Below are 17549 nucleotides of genomic sequence, written 5' to 3' on the forward strand. Positions count from 1 at the left end.
CCATCGGCGCGTGTTCGAAAGGTCCCGGGGCGTCGCGGCAGGCCAGCGGTGGCCTAGCGGCTGCTGGCGATGCGGTACTGCCGGATCGACAGCGGCACGAAGACCACGATGATGAGCGCGACCCACAGCAGCGTGTAGACCACCGGGTGCTGGATCGACCACGCATCGGAGGCCGGCGGCAGCCCGCCGGTGTTGCCGAACAGCTCGCGCGAGGCCTGCGTGACGGCCGAGACGGGGTTCCACTCGACGAACTTCTGCAGCCCGCTCGGGAACGAGTCGAGCGGCACGAAGGCGTTGGAGACGAACGTCAACGGCATGATCACGATGAACGAGGCGTTGTTGATGACCTCGACGCTGGGCACCAGCAGGCCGACGTAGGCCATGACCCAGCTGATCGCGTAGGCGAACACCAGCAGCAGCAGGAATCCCGACAGCGCGTCGACGACACCCTCCCGCATGCGCCAGCCGACCAGCAGACCGGTCAACGCCATGATGATGAGCGACAGCACGTTGTAGACGATGTCGGACGTCGTGCGGCCCACCAGGACCGCCGACCGCGACATCGGCAGGGAGCGGAAACGGTCGATGATGCCCTTCTGCATGTCCTCCGCGAGACCTGCGCCCGTGAAGGTCGCGCCGAACACGACGGTCTGGGCGAAGATGCCGCCGATCAGGAACTCGCGGTAGTTGACCCCGTCGCCCGGGTCGATCGCGCCGCCGAAGACGTAGGCGAACAGCAGCACGAACATGATCGGCGAGATCAGGACGAAGACCAGGATCTCCGGGACCCGGACGATCTTGATGAGATTGCGCTTGGCGACGACCCATCCGTCGGTCGCGTGGCGGGTCAGGCTGGTCATGCGGAGACCTCCTCGGTCGAGTCGTCGTCAGCGGGGTCGGTGACGCCTTCGGCAGCACGCCCGGTGAGGCTCAGGAACACGTCGTCGAGGGTGGGCCGGCGCAGCCCGACGTCGAGGACGTCGATCGTCGCGGTCTCGAGCTCCTGCAGCACGGTGCGCAGCTGGGGCACTCCCCCCTCGACGGCAGCGGTCAGCTCGCGGCCGTTGTCGCCGACCTGGACCTCGCCGACGGCCACGCCCGCCAGGATGCGCACCGCGTCGTCACGCCGGGCCGGATCGGTCAGCAGCACCTCGATGCGCTCGCCGCCGGTCTGGGCCTTGAGCTCGTCGGCCGTGCCGCGCGCGATCGCCCGACCGTGGTCGATGACGACGATGTCGTCGGCCAGCAGGTCGGCCTCCTCGAGGTACTGCGTCGTCAGCAGCAAGGTGGCACCCGACGACACGAGGTCGCGGATGACGGTCCACATCTGCTGGCGGCTGCGCACGTCGAGACCTGTCGTCGGCTCGTCGAGGATCAGCACCGGAGGCTCGGCGACCAGCGCGCCCGCCAGGTCGAGGCGCCGTCGCATGCCGCCGGAGTAGGTCTTGGACGGACGGTCCCCCGCGTCCTCGAGCCCGAACCGCTCGAGCAGGTCGCGGGCGCGCTGGGAGGCCCTCGCCTTGGGCATGCCGTAGAGCCGGCCGACCATCTGCAGGTTCTCGAATCCCGTCAGGTGCTCGTCGACGGCGGCGTACTGGCCCGACAGCCCGATGCGGGCGCGGACGCCGTCGGGGTCCTTCGCGACGTCGACGCCCGCCACCTCGGCGGTGCCGCCGTCGGCCTTGAGCAGCGTCGCGAGGATGCGGACGGCCGTCGTCTTGCCGGCACCGTTGGGACCCAGCAGGCCGAGCACCTTGCCCTCGGGCACCGTGAGGTCGAGGCCCGAGAGCGCCTCGACGTCCTTGTACCTCTTCACCAGTCCGGTCGCCCGGATCATGTCAGTCATGCGTCAGGAGCCTCTCTCTATTCCTATCAGGAACATCGAGAGACATCCTGCCGCATGCCGCCGACAGAAACGTCCCCTTTTTGCCCCGAAGCGGTGGAATCTCCACCGCAAGCGAGGGAATGGGGTTGCGGATCCACCTCCCGGCGGCGGGTCGGTCAGACCTGGCGGTAGCTGCTCAGGAAGTTGCCGAGCCGCTGGATCGCGTCGGCCAGGTCGCGCGCCCACGGCAGCGTCACGATGCGCAGGTGGTCGGGATCGGGCCAGTTGAAGCCCGTGCCCTGCGTCAGCAGGATCTTCTCCTGCAGCAGCAGGTCGAGCACGAGCTTCTGGTCGTCGTGGATCGGGTAGACCTCGGGATCGAGCCGCGGGAACGCATACAGCGCGCCCTGGGGCATGACGACGCTCACGCCGGGGATCTTGCGCAGCTCGTTGACGGCGGTGTCGCGCTGCTCGAGCAGGCGTCCGCCCGGCAGGATGAGCTCCTTGATCGACTGGTAGCCGCCGAGCGCCACCTGGATGGCGTTCTGGGCGGGGACGTTGGGGCACAGCCGCATCGAGCACAGCAGCGTGATGCCCTCGAGGTAGTCCTGCGCCCGCTCCAGCGGCCCCGTGACGACCAGCCAGCCGGCGCGGTAGCCACAGACCCGGTAGGCCTTGGACAGACCGTTGAACGTCAGGGTCAGCACGTCGGGTGCGACGCTCGCGAGCGGGATGTGGACCGCGTCCTCGTAGAGGATCTTGTCGTAGATCTCGTCGGCCATCAGGACCAAGTCGTGCTTGCGCGCGAGGTCGGCGATGCCGGCCAGCGTCTCGCGCGAGTAGACCGCGCCGGTGGGGTTGTTGGGGTTGATGACGACGATGACCTTGGTGCGGTCGGTGATCTTGGACTCGAGATCGGCGAGGTCGGGGTTCCAGTCGGACTCCTCGTCGCACAGGTAGTGCACCGGCACGCCGCCGGCGAGGTTGGTCACCGCCGTCCAGAGCGGGTAGTCGGGAACGGGGATCAGCACCTCGTCCCCGTTGTCGAGCAGCGCCTGGAGCGCGATCTGGATCAGCTCGGAGACCCCGTTGCCGATCCACACGTCGTCGACGTCGATCGTCGGGAAGCCGTCCTGCAGCTGGTAGTTGTGCACCACGGCGCGGCGCGCGGACTGGATGCCGCGGGAGTCGGAGTAGCCGGCCGCGCTCGGCAGCGCCGCGATGACGTCCTGCAGGATCTCGGCGGGTGCGTCGAAGCCGAAGGGCTGGGGGTTGCCGATGTTGAGCTTGAGGATGCGGTGTCCCTCGGCCTCGAGGGCGGCGGCTCGGGCGCTGACGGGTCCACGGATGTCGTAGAGGACATCTCTCAGCTTCTCGGACTGGCGCACGATGGAGGACATGGCGCCATTGTTTCACCTGCCCTCGGGCACCCGGTCGCGCCTCTCCGGGTGGAACCGGACCGCCAGCACCGCGATGTCGTCCTCGTGCTCGTCCGGGAGCAGGCCGGTGACCAGCTCCTCCAGCGGAAGTGACCGCAGGGCCGACAGCCGGTCGCGCAGGGCCGTGAGGCTGTGCTCGAGGTGCTCGCGACGTCGTTCGACGAGACCGTCGGTGAACAGCAGGAGCGTCGCCCCCGCACCCATCGTGGTCACGTCGTCGGCGCGGGGTGACTCCGCGTCGATCCCGAGCAGCAGACCGTGCGCGTCGAGCTGGCGCACCTGGCCGTCGGGGTCGCAGACCAGCGGCGGCGGGTGGCCGGCGTTGGACCACTGGACCCGCAGCGTGCCCGCATCGGCGGTGTCGTCCTCGACGCGCATCACCAGGGCGGTCGCGATCGTGGGCATCTCCAGCGTCACCAGGGCACGGTCGACCTGGGTCAGCAGCTCGCTCGGCGAGGCGCCGGTGGCGACGGCGATGCCCCGCATCAGGTTGCGCAGCTGCCCCATGACGGCGGCCGACGCGATGTCGTGGCCGACCACGTCGCCGATGACCAGGATGCTGCGCCCGTCGTGCTGGACGAAGGCGTCGTACCAGTCACCACCGACCTGGACCGCCTCGTTGGCCGGACGGTAGCGGGCGACCACCTCGAGGTGGCTCGGCTGCACCGTCGCCGTCAGCATCGAGCGCTGGAGCTCCTCGGAGACGTCGCGGTGCTGCCGCATCTGCATCGCGTTGAGCAGCGCGATCGCCGCACGCCGCCCGATGATCTCGACGGTCGTCTCCTCCGCCGGCGTGAAGACCGGGCGGTCCGGACCGCGGTAGAGCGTGAGCACGCCCACGAGACGGTCGGCGTGAAGGAGCGGCAGGAAGGCCGCCGAGTGCGGCGCGAGGATGCGCATCGCGTCGATCGCCTCGGCTGACTGCAGGCGGCTGATCGCGAGCTCGTCGACCCGCTCGCGCACGTAGACCGGCTCCCGGGACGACGCGGCCTGCGTCACCCCGTTGACGGCCCGGGTGATGCCCGTCAGCCGGTGCTGCGCGAACAGCACCGTGGCCGGCCGGAAGATCGGGTCGCGGTGCCACGTGTCGACGTCCTTCAGCTGCCCCTCGTCGTCGACGATCGTGACCATCGACCAGTCGGCGAGCTCCGGCACCGGCAGGCGCGCGAGCCGGCTGATCGCGACCTCGGGCTCCATCGAGGCCGACAGCACCTCGCCTGCCGCGGCCGCGAACGCGATCAGTCGCGCGCCCTCGTCACCGGCGAAGTTCTTGCCGAGGAGGTCGACCGGGAGACCCTCCATGGAGGGTCCGGGAGGTGGCGATTCCACGTCTCAGCGCGGCAGCGGGTTGTCGTCGATCGTGCGGACGACCTCGAGCGCATGGACGAGGTCGTCGGGATACTCCGAGCTGAACTCGACCCACTCGCCGGTGCGGGGGTGGGTGAACGCGAGGCCCTTGGCGTGCAGCCACTGGCGGTCGAGGTCGACCCGCTTGGCGAGCGTCGGGTCGGCGCCGTACATCAGGTCACCGACGCACGGATGGTGGATCGCGCTCATGTGCACCCGGATCTGGTGCGTGCGTCCGGTCTCGAGCTTGATCGTCAGCAGGCTGGCGAACCGGTGCGCCTCGAGCGTGTCGTAGTGCGTGATGCTGTCGCGGCCGCCGTCCTTGACCGTGAACTTGAAGTCGTGCTTGGGGTGCCGGGCGATCGGCGCGTCGATCGTGCCCGTGTGCGGGTCGGGGTGACCCTGCACGAGCGCGTGATAGGTCTTCTCGACCGTGCGGTCGCGGAAGGCCTGCTTGAGCACGGTGTAGGCGTGCTCGGACTTCGCCACCGCCATGAGGCCGCTGGTGCCGACGTCGAGGCGGTGCACGATGCCCTGACGCTCGGGAGCGCCCGAGGTCGAGATCCGGATGCCGACGCCCGCGAGGTGGTCGAGCACCGTGGGACCGCTCCAGCCGACGCTGGGGTGCGCCGCGACGCCGACGGGCTTGTCGACGACGACGATGTCGTCGTCCTGGAAGACGATCTTCATGCCCTCGACCTCGGTCGCGACGACCACGGCCGTGCGCGGCGCGGGGATCGATGCCTCGAGGATCGACCCGGGCACGACCCGGTCGGACTTGGCGGGTGCAGCCCCGTCGAGCGTCACGTGGCCGTCGGCGACGAGCTCGCTCGCCCGGGTGCGGGACAGGCCCAGCAGGCGGGCCAGGGCGCTGTCGACCCGCTCGCCCGCGAGGCCCTCGGGGACCTGGATGACCTTGTGGTCGAGGGCGGGCTGGCCCAGGTCGGTGCCGTCGGTGGTCATGACTTCTCCTCGCGGGTGCCGTCGAGACCGATGCCTCGCCACGCACGCCAGATGATGATGAGAGCCGCGAACGTCAGGGCGATGTCGGCGACGTTGCCGACGAACACGCCGTAGTCGATGAAGTCGACGACGTGGCCCTTGAGCGGCGCGGGCTCACGGAAGATGCGGTCCACCAGGTTGCCCAGCGCACCGGCGAGCAGCAGACCGAGCCCGATGGCCCACCCCTTGTCGCGCAGGCGAGGCGCCGCCCGGATGACACCGATGCACACGGCGATGGCGATCAGGCTCAGGACCAGGGTGAACCCGGCACCGGTGCTCAGCGCGGCACCCGGGTTGCGCAGGAACGTCAGCGACAGCAGCCCGGGGATGATCTCGATCGACTCACGACCTTGCAGCTTCTCGACCGCGACGACCTTGGTCACCTGGTCGAGAGCCAACGCCACGACCGCCACGACCGTGAACAGTCGTACGTATGTCCTCGTGGTCGCGCCGTGGTCGTCGCCAGGGCTCAGCGACGCTCCTCGCGCTGCTTGCATGTCATGCACAGTGTCGCACGAGGGAACGCCATCAAACGATTCTTGCCGATCGCCTCACCGCAGGACTCGCACTGACCGTAGGTGCCCTTGTCGAGCCGGTCGAGCGCCTTCTCGGTCTGCAGGAGCAGCTCGCGCTGGTTGGCGGCGAGGGACATCTCGGCGTCACGCTCGAGCCCCTTGGAGCCCACGTCGGCCTGGTCGTTGCCCGCGCCGTCGACGCCGTCGCGCAGGAGGTCCTGCAGCTCGCGGGCCGACTGGTCGAGCTCGATCCGCAGGCGGGCCAGGTCACCCTCGAGCTCGCTGCGGACCTCCTTGGTCTCGGCTGCGGTCCAGGGCTTCTCGTCCGCCCGTACGGCGAGCTTGGTGTTTGACATGCACGAAGATTAGACCCCGCCCTGCACAAAGCCAACTCGCACCGCCGCAGTCCTGACAACGCTCACCCGTAGAATTGAGGGTGTGACTTCGCACGCGTCCTACCGCCCCGTTCCCGCCCACGTCGATCTGCCGGTGCTGGAGCGCGAGATCCTCGATCTCTGGGCCGACCAGGGCACCTTCGCCGCCAGCCTCGACACGCCGCAGAACGCGCCGCGCTGGACGTTCTACGAGGGCCCCCCGACGGCCAACGGCACGCCCGGCACGCACCACGTCGAGGCCCGCGTCTTCAAGGACGTCTTCCCCCGCTTCAAGACCATGCAGGGCTACCACGTCGACCGCAAGGCCGGCTGGGACTGCCACGGCCTGCCCGTCGAGATCGCGGTCGAGAAGGAGCTCGGCTTCAACGGCAAGCCCGACATCGAGGCGTACGGCATCGCCGAGTTCAACGCCAAGTGCCGTGAGGCCGTCGTCCGCAACGTCGACCTCTTCGAGGAGATGACCGACCGGATGGGCTACTGGGTCGACATGGCCCACCCCTACCGGACGATGGAACCCGCCTACGTCGAGAGCGTCTGGTGGGCGCTGTCGACGATCTTCAAGAAGGGTCTGCTGACCGAGGACTTCCGCGTCGCTCCCTACTGCCCGCGCTGCGGCACGACGCTGTCCGACCACGAGCTGGCGCAGGGCTACGAGACGATCACCGATCCGTCGGTCTACGTCCGGTTCCCCCTGACCTCCGGCCCCCTCGCCGGACGCGCGTCGATGCTGGTCTGGACCACCACGCCCTGGACGTTGGTCTCCAACACCGCCGTGGCCGTCAACCCCGAGTTCACCTACGTCCTCGCCACCGACGGCACCGAGACCCTCCTCGTCGCCGAGTCGCTGGTCGGCAAGGCGCTCGGCGAGGGCTGGACGCTCACGGGCGAGTCGTTCGCCGGCACCGAGATGGAGCGCTGGACGTACGACCGCCCGTTCTCGTTGATCGAGTTCCCCGCACCGGCGCACTTCGTGGTGCTGGCCGACTACGTCACGGCCGAGGACGGCACGGGCCTGGTGCACCAGTCCCCCGCCTTCGGCGCCGACGACATGGAGGTCTGCAAGGCGTACGACCTGCCCGTCGTCAACCCGATCCGCCCCGACGGCCACTTCGAGGACGACGTGCCGCTCGTGGGAGGCCAGTTCTTCAAGACCGCCGACCGGGTGCTCGCCGACGACCTCGCCGCCCGCGGCCTGATGTTCAACGAGCTGGCCTACGAGCACTCCTACCCGCACTGCTGGCGCTGCCACACTCCGCTGATGTACTACGCCCTCCCGGCCTGGTACATCCGCACCACTGCGGTCAAGGACCGCCTGCTGGCCGAGAACGAGGGCACCAGCTGGTTCCCCGAGACCATCAAGAACGGTCGCTACGGCGACTGGCTCCACAACAACATCGACTGGTCGCTGTCGCGCAGCCGCTACTGGGGCACTCCCCTGCCGATCTGGCGCAACGACGTCGACCCGTCGCAGGTCGTGTGCATCGAGTCACTGGCCGAGCTGTCGAGCCTGACCGGTCGCGACCTGTCCGACCTCGACCCGCACCGCCCCTACATCGACGAGATCACCTTCGAGGTCGACGGCCAGCCCGGCACCTACCGCCGCGTGCCCGACGTCATCGACGCGTGGTTCGACTCCGGCTCGATGCCGTTCGCGCAGTGGGGCTACCCGCACGCGCCCGGCTCGAAGGAGAAGTTCGAGCAGGCCTACCCGGCCCAGTACATCTGCGAGGCGATCGACCAGACGCGTGGCTGGTTCTACTCGCTCATGGCCGTCGGCACCCTCGTCTTCGACCAGAGCTCCTACGAGAACGTCGTCTGCCTCGGCCACATCCTGGCCGAGGACGGCAAGAAGATGAGCAAGCACCTGGGCAACATCCTGCTGCCGATGCCGCTCATGGACGAGCACGGCGCCGATGCGCTGCGCTGGTTCATGGCCTGCTCCGGGTCACCGTGGGCGCCGCGCCGCATCGGACACACGGCGCTGTCCGAGATCGTCCGCAAGGTGCTGCTCACCTACTGGAACACCACGGCGTTCCACGTGCTCTATGCCGGTGCCAACGAGTGGACGCCGGCCGATCCCGCACCGGCGTTCGCCGATCGGCCCGCGATGGATCGCTGGATCCTGGGCGAGGCCCACCGCCTCACCCAGCAGGTGACCGACGCGCTCGAGGAGTTCGACACCCAGCGCGCCGGCTCGCTGATCGCGGCCTACGTCGACCTGCTGTCGAACTGGTACGTCCGCCGTTCCCGCCGCCGGTTCTGGTCAGGTGACGCCTCGGCGCTCGCGACCCTGCACGAGACGCTGCACCTGGTCACGCTGCTCATGGCACCGCTGACCCCGTTCATCACCGAGCGGGTCTGGCAGGATCTCTTCGCCGCGACGTCCGACGAGCTCCCGCGGTCGGTGCACCTGGCCACGTGGCCGGTCGCCGACGCGTCGCTGGTCGACGACGACCTCGACCGCCAGATGCGCCTCGCGCGCCGCGTGGTCGAGCTCGGGCGCGCCGCCCGGGCCGAGGCCAAGGCCAAGACCCGCCAGCCCCTGCGACGCGCCGTCGTGGGCTCGCAGGCCTACGCGCTGCTCAGCGAGGAGCTTCGCGCCGAGATCGCCGAGGAGCTCAACGTCCGGGCGCTGGAGTCGTTCGAGACCACGGGCGACCTGGTCGACCACTCGGCCAAGGGCAACTTCCGCAACCTCGGCAAGCGGTTCGGCAAGCAGACACCTGTGGTCGCCGCCGCCATCGCCGCCGCAGACGCGGGGCGACTGGCCAGCGAGCTCTCGGGCACGGGCACAGCCACCGTCGAGGTCGACGGCGAGACCGTGTCGGTGGGCAGCGACGACGTCATCATCGCGGAGCACCCGCGCGAGGGCTGGTCGGTCGTCAACGACCAGGGCGAGACCGTCGCGCTCGACCTCGAGCTCGACGACGACCTGCGCCGAGCCGGGTTCGCCCGCGAGGCCATCCGGGTCATCCAGGAGGCCCGCAAGTCGTCGGGTCTCGACGTCAGCGACCGCATCACGCTCACCTGGTCTGCCGAGGGTCCGATGGCCGAGGCGCTGCGGGCCCACACCGAGCTCATCGCCGACGAGGTGCTCGCGACGACGATCACCGAGGGCGCCGAGACGGCGACGTTCACCGACGACGACCTCGGGCTCGCCTTCTCCCTCGCCAAGGCCTGACCGGCCCCGAGAGCAGCAGAACGGCCCGCCTCCAAGGAGGCGGGCCGTTCTGGGTGCGGATGAGGGTGTGAAGCCTCAGAAGCTCTCGTCGTCGCCCAGCAGCGAGCGGAGACGGCGCGGAGCCGCGTCTGCCGGTGCCTGGACGGGCGTCGGGCTCGTCGTGCTCTCGTTGGCCGCGAGCTGGTCGAGCTGGCTCTGGAAGTAGTTCTTGAGCCGTGCTCGGTACTCGCGCTCGTAGGCCCGCAGGTGCTCGACCTCGCGCTGGATCTCGTAACGATCCCGCTCGATCGTCGCGACGGCCTGCGTGCGACGCTCGTTGGTCTCGTCGTCGAGCTTCTGCGCGCGGATGCGGGCATCGGTCTCGAGGCGGTCGGCCTTGCCGCGAGCCTCGTTGGTGAGACGCTCGGCCTTCGCCCGTGCCTCGCCCACGATGCGGTCGGCCTCTTCCTTGGCCGCGTCCATGAGCTGGTCGGCGTTGGACGAGGCGATCTCGAGCAGACGCGCCGCGGCGGACGACGCATCGCCCATCGACGGGGTCGCACGGACCGGCTCGGGAGCAGCTGCCACCGGCGCCGGCGCCGGCGTGGGAGCCGGAGTCGGGGTCGGCTCGGGCTCAGGAGTCGGCGCAACCTGCACGGGCTCCTGGACGGCCGGGGTGGGCGGCGTCTGCTGGGCGGGGGTCGACGACGAAAGGGCCGGGATCAGTCCGGTCGGTTCGCCGGTCGATGCGGCGGCTACCTTGGCGCGAAGTTCTTCGTTCTCGACCGTGAGTCGCTCGAGCTCGGCCTCGACCTCGTCGAGGAACTGGTCTACTTCGCCCATGTCATAGCCTTCGCGAAGACGGACGGGCGTAAAACGCTTGTTACGCACGTCCTCTGGCGTCAGTGGCATGAGTACACCTCGGGTTGCGGGGTAGTCCTGGGGACTCTGAGCCTCCACCGTACTCCGTCGGAGTTCACTTCTGCCACAGCAGTCCCGGCCCCGTCACGTGGTCATCACCACGTTGGGCTGCAATGCCTAGTAGAAGACGGCGCGGACGATCGCCTGGAGGATGTAGATGCCGATGATGAGGATCATCGGCGACAGGTCGAGCACGACCTGACCCAGCCGCAGCGGCGGGATGACGCCCCTCACGGCACGCAGCGGCGGGTCCGTCACGGAGTAGAGACCCTCGCAGATCACCAGGACGATGCCGCGCGGACGCCAGTTGCGGGCGAGCAGCTGCACCCAGTCCAGGACGAACCGGGCAATGAGCAGGACGAGTGCGATCCAGAGCGCCAGGAGAAGGAAGTACCCGACTGTTTCCACGCGCGCTCAGCTCTGGTTGAAGAAGCCGCCGGCAGCGATGCGCTGCTTGTCCTCGTCCGTCACCGAGATGTTCTCGGGCGACAGCAGGAAGACCTTGGCGGTGACTCGGTTGATCGAGCCGTGGACGGCGAACACCAGTCCGGCGGCGAAGTCGACGAGGCGCTTGGCGTCGTCGTCGTCGATCTCCGAGAGGTTCATGATGACCGGCACACCGGAGCGGTAGTGCTCACCGACCGTGCGGGCGTCGTTGTAGGTGCGCGGGGTGACCGTCTCGATGCGGGCCAGGTCCGAGGCGTTGGACTCACGGCGCTCAGGACGCGGCTCGGCGCGGCGGCGCTCGTCAATGTGAGCGACCGGCGCAGGACGCACGACAGCAGGCTGACGGGTCGCGGGCTGGCGGGTGGCCTGCTCAGGCGCGTCGAACTCCTCATCGAACTCGTCGTCGAAGTCAGCCTGTTCGACGAGGCCGAGGTACTCGCCGACCTTACGCATTGCGCCAGCCATGATTGCTCCATGTGTCTGAGTGTCTGATCGGAAATGACATTCCTGAGATTACCCGGTGGAAGCACGCGCACCGAGTATCGAACGCCCGATGCGCAGGTGTGTCGCGCCGGCGGCGATCGCCGCCTCGAAGTCGCCGCTCATGCCGGCCGAGATCATCGAGGCGTCGGGGTGGTCCTCGCGCAGGGCTGCCGAGAGCCGCGCAAGGTGCTCGAAGTGGGGCACCGGGTCGTCGCCCAGGGGTGCCACGGTCATCAGTCCGCCGAGCTGCAGGCCCGGTGCCGTGGCGATCGCCGCGGCCAGGTCGGGGATGCCGGAGGGCACGACCCCGGCGCGGCCCGGGTCGGTGGCGTCGAAGTCGACCTGCACCAGGCAGGTGAGGGTTCGCCCGGCCGCCTCGGCACCGCGGGACAGCGAGTTGACGAGCTTGACCCGGTCGACGCTGTGCACGAGATCGGCGTAGCGGGCGACGGCCCCGGCCTTGTTGGTCTGCAGACCTCCCAGGAAGTGCCACCGGACGGCCGCCTCGACCTCGTCGGCCTTGTCGCCGGCCTCGGGGTGGCGGTTCTCCCCCACGTCGGTGACGCCGAGGCCCGCCAGCAGGTCGACGTCGGAGGCGGGATAGGTCTTGGTGACGACGACGAGCGTGATCTCGCTGCGGTCGCGTCCGGCGGCGGTGCACGCGGCCACGATGCGATCCTCGGTCTCGGCCAGCCCCCGCCGGAGCTCGTCGAGCCGGGCGCTCGGGTCGGCGCTCACTGCCGGATCACCGCCACGGCACCGAAACGTCCGGAGTCCTGGCCCTGCCGGCGGTAGGAGTACCACCGGTCGTGCTCGATCGTGCACTCGTCAGCGCCGAGGTCGCTCGTGCGGACGTCGAGCGCGGTGAGCTGGGCACGGACACCCGCACCGACGTCGATCGCCGGCGTGCCCCATGACGTGGTCGAGCGCGCCTCGGGGACGACCGCCGCGACCGCGTCGACCATCTCCTGCGGGAGCTCGTAGCACTGTCCGCAGGCGCGCGGACCGATCCACGCCTGGATCGTCGTCGCACCCCGGGCACGCATCGCCGCCACCGCGGAGCCGACGACGCCCTTCGTGAGGCCTTCACGACCGCAGTGCACGACCCCGACCAGGGACTGCTCGGGCGCGGCCAGGACGATCGGGGTGCAGTCGGCGACCCGGACGAGCACGCCGACACCCGGCGTGTCGGTCAGCAGCGCATCGGCCACGGGGACCTCGTCGAGCGGCACGTCACCGGTCCAGGCGACCTCGGCACCGTGGACCTGGGTCATCCGGACGAGACGGTCCAGGGCCAGCTCGCCGGTCACGCGGTCGAGGTTGGCCGCGACGTGCTGCGGATCGTCACCTCCCGAGGTGCCGAGGTTGAGCGATGCCCACGGACCGTCGCTCACACCACCAAGTCGATCGGTGAACGCGAACGCGATCCGTCCGAGGCGTCCTTCGTGCCAGAACAACTCAGCGGAGGAAGTCGGGCACGTCGAGGTCGTCGCCGTAGTCGGTCGGCAGCGGATCGGCGGGGATCGTCGCGTTGCCCGCTCCGTCCTCGGGCGGCGGGTTCTTGCCGTCGAGGAACGGGTCGGGAGCCAGATAGGTCTGGGCCGTCGGCGGAGCCGCCGCCGCGGGGGCCGCCGGGGCCGGTGCCGGCGCCGCCGACTCCCGGAGCAGGGCGGGCTTGGTCGCGTCGCGGAGCATCGGCTCGCCACCGTCGAAACCGGCGGCGATGACCGTCACCCGGACCTCGTCGCCGAGCGCGTCGTCGATGACGGCACCGAAGATGATGTTGGCCTCGGGGTGCACCGCGTCGGCGACCAGGCCGGCCGCCTCGTTGATCTCGAACAGGCCGAGGTCGGAGCCACCGGCGATCGACAGCAGCACGCCTCGGGCCCCCTCGATCGAGGCCTCGAGCAGCGGGCTCGAGACCGCACTCTCGGCAGCCACCGCCGCCCGGTGCTCTCCCCGGGCGGACCCGATGCCCATGAGGGCCGAGCCGGCGTCGGACATGACTGACTTGACGTCGGCGAAGTCGAGGTTGATCAGGCCGGGGGTCGTGATCAGGTCGGTGATGCCCGAGACACCCTGATGCAGGACCTGGTCGGCCTGGCGGAACGAGTCGAGCAGGCTCACGTTGGGGTCGCTGATCGACAGCAGGCGGTCGTTGGGGATGACGATGAGGGTGTCGACCTCGTCGCGCAGCGCCTGGATGCCGTGGTCGGCCTGGTTGGACCGGTTGCGGCCCTCGAACTTGAACGGGCGCGTGACGACGCCGATCGTCAGGGCACCGAGCGAGCGCGCGATGCGCGCGACCACCGGCGCACCTCCGGTGCCGGTGCCGCCGCCCTCGCCCGCCGTCACGAAGACCATGTCGGCGCCCTTGATGGCCGCCTCGATCTCCTCGGCGTGGTCCTCGGCGGCGCGCTTGCCGATCTCGGGGTTGGCGCCGGCACCGAGGCCGCGCGTGGAGTCGCGGCCGACGTCGAGCTTGACGTCGGCGTCGCTCATGAGGAGCGCCTGGGCGTCGGTGTTGATCGCGATGAACTCGACTCCCTTGAGCCCCACCTCGATCATGCGGTTGACGGCGTTGACGCCGCCTCCGCCGATGCCGACGACCTTGATCACGGCGAGGTAGTTCTGGACCGCCATCGTGTGTCCTTCCGGGGATGTGGAGCTGAGCGTGAATGTGTGTGGAGGCCCGAGAAAACTCTAACCGTGAGGTGAAGAGTTATAGTTATGTCAACCTCTGACCTACCGAGAACGGTACGCGCGGGACGCACGACTGCTCGTGCGACACGCCGCGGCTACTGACGTGTCGTCGGCTGGTCCGGCGCGCTCACGTCGTAGCGCGTCGCGTCGATGCGCAGCAGCGACCGGAGCACCTCGAGCTTGCGCTCGCCCTTGGCCGCGCTCCCCCACACGACCGTGCGGCCACTGGTGAGGTCGAGCTCGATCGAGTCCTTGCTCGCCGCACTGACCGACTGCAGCTGCCGGCGCAGCGTCGGCTCGCGCCGGGTCACCAGGTCGACGACCCGGGCGACAGATCGCCGCGTCTCCAGCGCCCGCTCGGGATCGGTCACGCTGATCGTGGCCTCGACGAGCTTCGACGGTGCCGACGAATACGACCGGAAGTCGATGCCCTCACGGTCGATGCCGCGGATCGCTCCGGCGACGTTCGAGACGATGATCGCCTTGCGCTCGACGACGTCGATCGCGACGGTGTGCGGCCACGACCGGGACACGTCGACCGACTCGACCCGCTCGAGCGCAGCGACCCGCGACTCGATCGCCGTGAGGTCGACCCGGGCGAGAGGACGTCCGGTCGGGACGTCGGCGGCACGCAGGATCTGCGACCGCTTGAGCGTCGTCTGTCCCTCGACGTCGACGCCACGCACCGCCAGCACGCTGGAGAACCAGATAAGCCAGCCGAGGGTGACCATGACGACGAGGGCGAGCACCGCGAGGGCGATTCGCTTGATCCGTCGCCGCCGGTCGTGCCTGACCCGGTCGACGAAGCGCTGCTCCGTCACGCCCCGGTGCCGTCCAGCTCGGCGCCGTCCAGCTCGGCCAGCACCGCGGGGCCCACCGTCGTGATGTCGCCGGCGCCCAGGGTGAGGAGCACGTCGCCTGCTCGCAGCCGGGGCAGCAGCTCCTGCGCGAGGCCGGCCACCGGTCCCCCGAGCGTGGCCTCGGGTCCCTCGACGGCGTCGACGATCAGGGCAGACGTCACGGCGGGGTCGGGGTCCTCGCGCGCGAGGTAGATGTCGGCGACCACGACGAGATCGGCGGCGGAGAGCTCGCGCCCCATCTCGACGCCGTAGACACGGGTGCGACTCACCAGGTGAGGCTGGTAGGCCACCACGAGCCGGTCGGAGCCGGCGATCGCCCGCGCTGCGGCGAGGTCGGCACGGATCTCGGTCGGGTGGTGGGCGTAGGAGTCGTAGACCCGCACGCCGGCGGCCTCGCCGAGCGGCTGCATGCGGCGGTTGGCGCCGGTGTAGGCACCGAGGCCGGCGATCAGCAGGTCGACGTCGTGCCCCAGGTGGAGCCCGGCGCCGAGCGCCAGCAGCGCGTCGACGGCGTAGTGGGCGCCCGGCACCGCAAGCTCGACCGGGCCGAGATCGACACCCCGGCTGGACACGTCGAACGTCGTCGCCGTGCCCTGCACCACGAGTCGTGTGCCGCGCACGTCGGCGTCGTCGGCGAAGCCGGCCAGCACGACCTCCAGCCCCCGGGCGCGCGCGACCGGGACCAGCGCGCGGGTGCCCGGGTCGTCGGCGTTGAGCACCACGAAGTCGGCGACGTTGCCGATGAACTCGTCGAAGGCCGCGGCATAGGCCTCGACCGTGCCGTAGTTGTCGAGGTGGTCGGCGTCGACGTTGGTCACGATCGCGCCCTCGGGGGCGTAGACGAGGAAGGCCCCGTCGCTCTCGTCCGCCTCGGCGACCAGGAGGTCGCCGGAGCCCAGACGGGCGTTGGCGCCGAGGCTCGCGACCTCGGCACCGATCGCGTAGGACGGCTGCGCTCCCGCGGCGATCAGCGCGCACGTCAGCATCGCGGTCGTCGTCGTCTTGCCATGGGTGCCCGCGACCGCGATCGTCCGGCGCCCGACCATGACCGAGCGCAGGCCGGCCGACCGGGGCCAGAGCCGCAACCCGCGACGCTGCGCCTCCACGATCTCCGGGTTGTCCTCGCGCACGGCGGTCGAGGCGATCACGGTGTCGACGCCCTCGAGGTGCGCGGCGTCGTGCCCCACGTGACACGTGATGCCCTCGGCCCGCAGGGCCTCGAGCACGGCCGAGTCGGCCGCGTCGCTGCCCGACACCGCGACGCCCTGCTGGGCCATCAGCCGGGCGATGCCCGAGAGCCCGGCACCACCGATGCCGACGAAGAAGACGGCACCCAGCGCGTCGACCGACACGATGTCGGTCGGGATCGGGATCTTCATGCTCGGGCAGCCTTCTGGATCAGCTCGGCGAGGCGGACGTCGGCATCTCGGCGCACGATGCCCGACGCCGCGGCCGACATGGCGCCGAGGCGTCCGGTGTGCGAGATCAGCGGGATCACGACGTTGTCGATCCAGGCGGGCGTGAGCGCGGCGTCGTCGATGAGCAGGGCTCCACCGGCCTCGACGACGGGGTGCGCGTTGTGGGCCTGCTCGCCGTTGCCGATCGGCAGCGGCACGAACGCCGCCGGCAGGCCGACCGCCGCGACCTCGGTGACGGTGTTGGCACCGGCGCGGCACACGATCAGGTCGGCCGCGGCGTAGGCCAGGTCCATGCGGTCGATGAACGGCACGACGACGTAGGGCGGGTCGCCCGGGCGCGGGTGCACCGAGACCTCGTCGGGACGACCGGCGGCGTGCAGCACCTGGACACCGGCGTCGGCGAGGTCGCGAGCAGCGGCCGACACCGTCTGGTTGATGCGACGGGCGCCCTGGGAGCCGCCCGTGATGAGCAGGGTCGGCAGGTCGGGGTCGAGCCCGAAGAAGGCCCGTGCCTCGGCCCGGCTGGCGGCCCGGTCGAGCGCCGAGATCTCGCGCCGGATCGGCAGGCCGACGTAGTGGGCGTGCGGCAGGTCGGTGTCGGGAAAGCTCGTCGCCACGTGATCGGTGAACCGGGCACCGAGCTTGTTGGCGATGCCGGGGATCGCGTTGCCCTCGTGCACGACGAGGGGCACGTGCCGCCGCCGCGCCACGAGGTAGGCCGGCACCGAGACGTAGCCGCCGAAGCCGACGATCACGTCAGGACGGACGCGGTCGATCACCTCGCCCGTCGCCTTGACGGCGGCACGCAGCTTGCCGGGCACCTGGACCATCGCCTTGCCGGGCTTGCGTGGCAGTGGCACGGGCGGGACGAGCTCGAGCGGGTAGCCCGCCTGCGGGATCAGGGTCACCTCGAGGCCGCGCGGCGTGCCGAGGCAGGTGATCTCGACACCGGCGTCGGCCAGCACGGCGGCCGTGGCCAGGAGCGGCGAGGTGTGGCCGGCGGTTCCACCACCGGCGAGCAGCACACGCACTCG

At 70.2% G+C, this 17549-nt stretch carries 17 protein-coding genes; 1 reads left to right on the forward strand and 16 read right to left on the reverse strand.

Annotation, left to right across the window (positions count from 1 at the left end):
* Window positions 1-53 precede the first annotated feature (53 nt).
* The 7 genes from HQK15_RS14100 to HQK15_RS14130 all read right to left on the reverse strand — a co-directional run bounded on the left by HQK15_RS14100 (window position 54) and on the right by HQK15_RS14130 (window position 6484).
* A complete protein-coding gene (locus HQK15_RS14100; RefSeq protein ID WP_173492110.1) occupies window positions 54-860 on the reverse strand; it encodes an ABC transporter permease in 807 nt (268 codons plus the stop codon).
* Window positions 857-1846, reverse strand: coding sequence for an ATP-binding cassette domain-containing protein (locus HQK15_RS14105; RefSeq protein ID WP_173492111.1), 990 nt, complete (start codon window positions 1844-1846; stop codon window positions 857-859). The genes HQK15_RS14100 and HQK15_RS14105 overlap by 4 nt, the downstream gene beginning before the upstream one ends.
* Window positions 1847-2001: 155 nt before the next feature.
* Window positions 2002-3225 (reverse strand): pyridoxal phosphate-dependent aminotransferase, encoded by a 1224-nt coding sequence (locus HQK15_RS14110; RefSeq protein WP_173492112.1) that lies wholly within the window; start codon window positions 3223-3225, stop codon window positions 2002-2004.
* Window positions 3226-3237: 12 nt separating this feature from the next.
* Complete coding sequence (locus tag HQK15_RS14115; RefSeq protein WP_173492113.1) at window positions 3238-4566, reverse strand: PP2C family protein-serine/threonine phosphatase; 1329 nt, start codon at window positions 4564-4566, stop codon at window positions 3238-3240.
* A gap of 30 nt (window positions 4567-4596) precedes the next feature.
* A complete protein-coding gene (locus HQK15_RS14120; protein ID WP_173492114.1) occupies window positions 4597-5574 on the reverse strand; it encodes an RluA family pseudouridine synthase in 978 nt (325 codons plus the stop codon).
* A complete protein-coding gene (gene lspA, locus HQK15_RS14125) occupies window positions 5571-6110 on the reverse strand; it encodes a signal peptidase II (protein WP_254451001.1) in 540 nt (179 codons plus the stop codon). Before lspA ends, HQK15_RS14120 begins: the two co-directional genes overlap by 4 nt.
* Entirely contained in the window at window positions 6083-6484 is a 402-nt protein-coding gene (locus HQK15_RS14130) for a TraR/DksA family transcriptional regulator (protein WP_173492115.1), read from the reverse strand. The genes lspA and HQK15_RS14130 overlap by 28 nt, the downstream gene beginning before the upstream one ends.
* Before the next feature lie 82 nt (window positions 6485-6566).
* Between HQK15_RS14130 and ileS the strand changes: the two genes are divergently transcribed.
* Window positions 6567-9704 (forward strand): isoleucine--tRNA ligase, encoded by a 3138-nt coding sequence (gene ileS, locus HQK15_RS14135; RefSeq protein WP_173492116.1) that lies wholly within the window; start codon window positions 6567-6569, stop codon window positions 9702-9704.
* A gap of 75 nt (window positions 9705-9779) precedes the next feature.
* On the opposite strand, the gene HQK15_RS14140 is transcribed toward ileS, so the two are convergent.
* The 9 genes from HQK15_RS14140 to murG form a co-directional block, all read right to left on the reverse strand.
* Window positions 9780-10595, reverse strand: coding sequence for a DivIVA domain-containing protein (locus tag HQK15_RS14140; RefSeq protein WP_173492117.1), 816 nt, complete (start codon window positions 10593-10595; stop codon window positions 9780-9782).
* A gap of 126 nt (window positions 10596-10721) precedes the next feature.
* Entirely contained in the window at window positions 10722-11012 is a 291-nt protein-coding gene (locus HQK15_RS14145; protein WP_173492118.1) for a YggT family protein, read from the reverse strand.
* A 6-nt stretch (window positions 11013-11018) separates the two neighbouring features.
* A complete protein-coding gene (locus HQK15_RS14150; protein WP_173492119.1) occupies window positions 11019-11516 on the reverse strand; it encodes a cell division protein SepF in 498 nt (165 codons plus the stop codon).
* Between the two features lie 48 nt (window positions 11517-11564).
* Window positions 11565-12272, reverse strand: a complete 708-nt coding sequence (locus HQK15_RS14155; RefSeq protein WP_173492120.1) for a YggS family pyridoxal phosphate-dependent enzyme — start codon at window positions 12270-12272, stop codon at window positions 11565-11567.
* The gene (locus HQK15_RS14160; protein ID WP_173492121.1) at window positions 12269-12991 is read right to left on the reverse strand and encodes a purine nucleoside phosphorylase YfiH/LACC1 family protein; all 723 of its coding nucleotides are present in this window, start codon (window positions 12989-12991) and stop codon (window positions 12269-12271) included. Before HQK15_RS14160 ends, HQK15_RS14155 begins: the two co-directional genes overlap by 4 nt.
* A gap of 1 nt (window position 12992) precedes the next feature.
* Window positions 12993-14177, reverse strand: coding sequence for a cell division protein FtsZ (gene ftsZ / locus HQK15_RS14165; protein WP_173492122.1), 1185 nt, complete (start codon window positions 14175-14177; stop codon window positions 12993-12995).
* Between the two features lie 155 nt (window positions 14178-14332).
* Window positions 14333-15058 (reverse strand): cell division protein FtsQ/DivIB, encoded by a 726-nt coding sequence (locus tag HQK15_RS14170; protein WP_173492123.1) that lies wholly within the window; start codon window positions 15056-15058, stop codon window positions 14333-14335.
* Window positions 15055-16476: a UDP-N-acetylmuramate--L-alanine ligase gene (gene murC, locus HQK15_RS14175; RefSeq protein WP_173492124.1), complete on the reverse strand. Its 1422-nt coding sequence runs from the start codon at window positions 16474-16476 to the stop codon at window positions 15055-15057. Before murC ends, HQK15_RS14170 begins: the two co-directional genes overlap by 4 nt.
* A complete protein-coding gene (murG, locus tag HQK15_RS14180) occupies window positions 16473-17546 on the reverse strand; it encodes an undecaprenyldiphospho-muramoylpentapeptide beta-N-acetylglucosaminyltransferase (protein ID WP_173492125.1) in 1074 nt (357 codons plus the stop codon). The genes murC and murG overlap by 4 nt, the downstream gene beginning before the upstream one ends.
* Between the last annotated feature and the right edge of the window lie 3 nt (window positions 17547-17549).

Source organism: Aeromicrobium stalagmiti (assembly GCF_013283745.1).
Taxonomy (GTDB): domain Bacteria; phylum Actinomycetota; class Actinomycetes; order Propionibacteriales; family Nocardioidaceae; genus Aeromicrobium; species Aeromicrobium stalagmiti.

Coding starts and splice junctions, on each gene's coding strand:
- HQK15_RS14100 (WP_173492110.1), bottom strand. CDS start 860: ATGACCAGCCTGACCCGCCACGCGACCGACGGATGGGTCGTCGCCAAG.
- HQK15_RS14105 (WP_173492111.1), bottom strand. CDS start 1,846: ATGACTGACATGATCCGGGCGACCGGACTGGTGAAGAGGTACAAGGAC.
- HQK15_RS14110 (WP_173492112.1), bottom strand. CDS start 3,225: ATGTCCTCCATCGTGCGCCAGTCCGAGAAGCTGAGAGATGTCCTCTAC.
- HQK15_RS14115 (WP_173492113.1), bottom strand. CDS start 4,566: ATGGAGGGTCTCCCGGTCGACCTCCTCGGCAAGAACTTCGCCGGTGAC.
- HQK15_RS14120 (WP_173492114.1), bottom strand. CDS start 5,574: ATGACCACCGACGGCACCGACCTGGGCCAGCCCGCCCTCGACCACAAG.
- lspA (WP_254451001.1), bottom strand. CDS start 6,110: ATGCAAGCAGCGCGAGGAGCGTCGCTGAGCCCTGGCGACGACCACGGC.
- HQK15_RS14130 (WP_173492115.1), bottom strand. CDS start 6,484: ATGTCAAACACCAAGCTCGCCGTACGGGCGGACGAGAAGCCCTGGACC.
- HQK15_RS14140 (WP_173492117.1), bottom strand. CDS start 10,595: ATGCCACTGACGCCAGAGGACGTGCGTAACAAGCGTTTTACGCCCGTC.
- HQK15_RS14150 (WP_173492119.1), bottom strand. CDS start 11,516: ATGGCTGGCGCAATGCGTAAGGTCGGCGAGTACCTCGGCCTCGTCGAA.
- ftsZ (WP_173492122.1), bottom strand. CDS start 14,177: ATGGCGGTCCAGAACTACCTCGCCGTGATCAAGGTCGTCGGCATCGGC.
- murC (WP_173492124.1), bottom strand. CDS start 16,476: ATGAAGATCCCGATCCCGACCGACATCGTGTCGGTCGACGCGCTGGGT.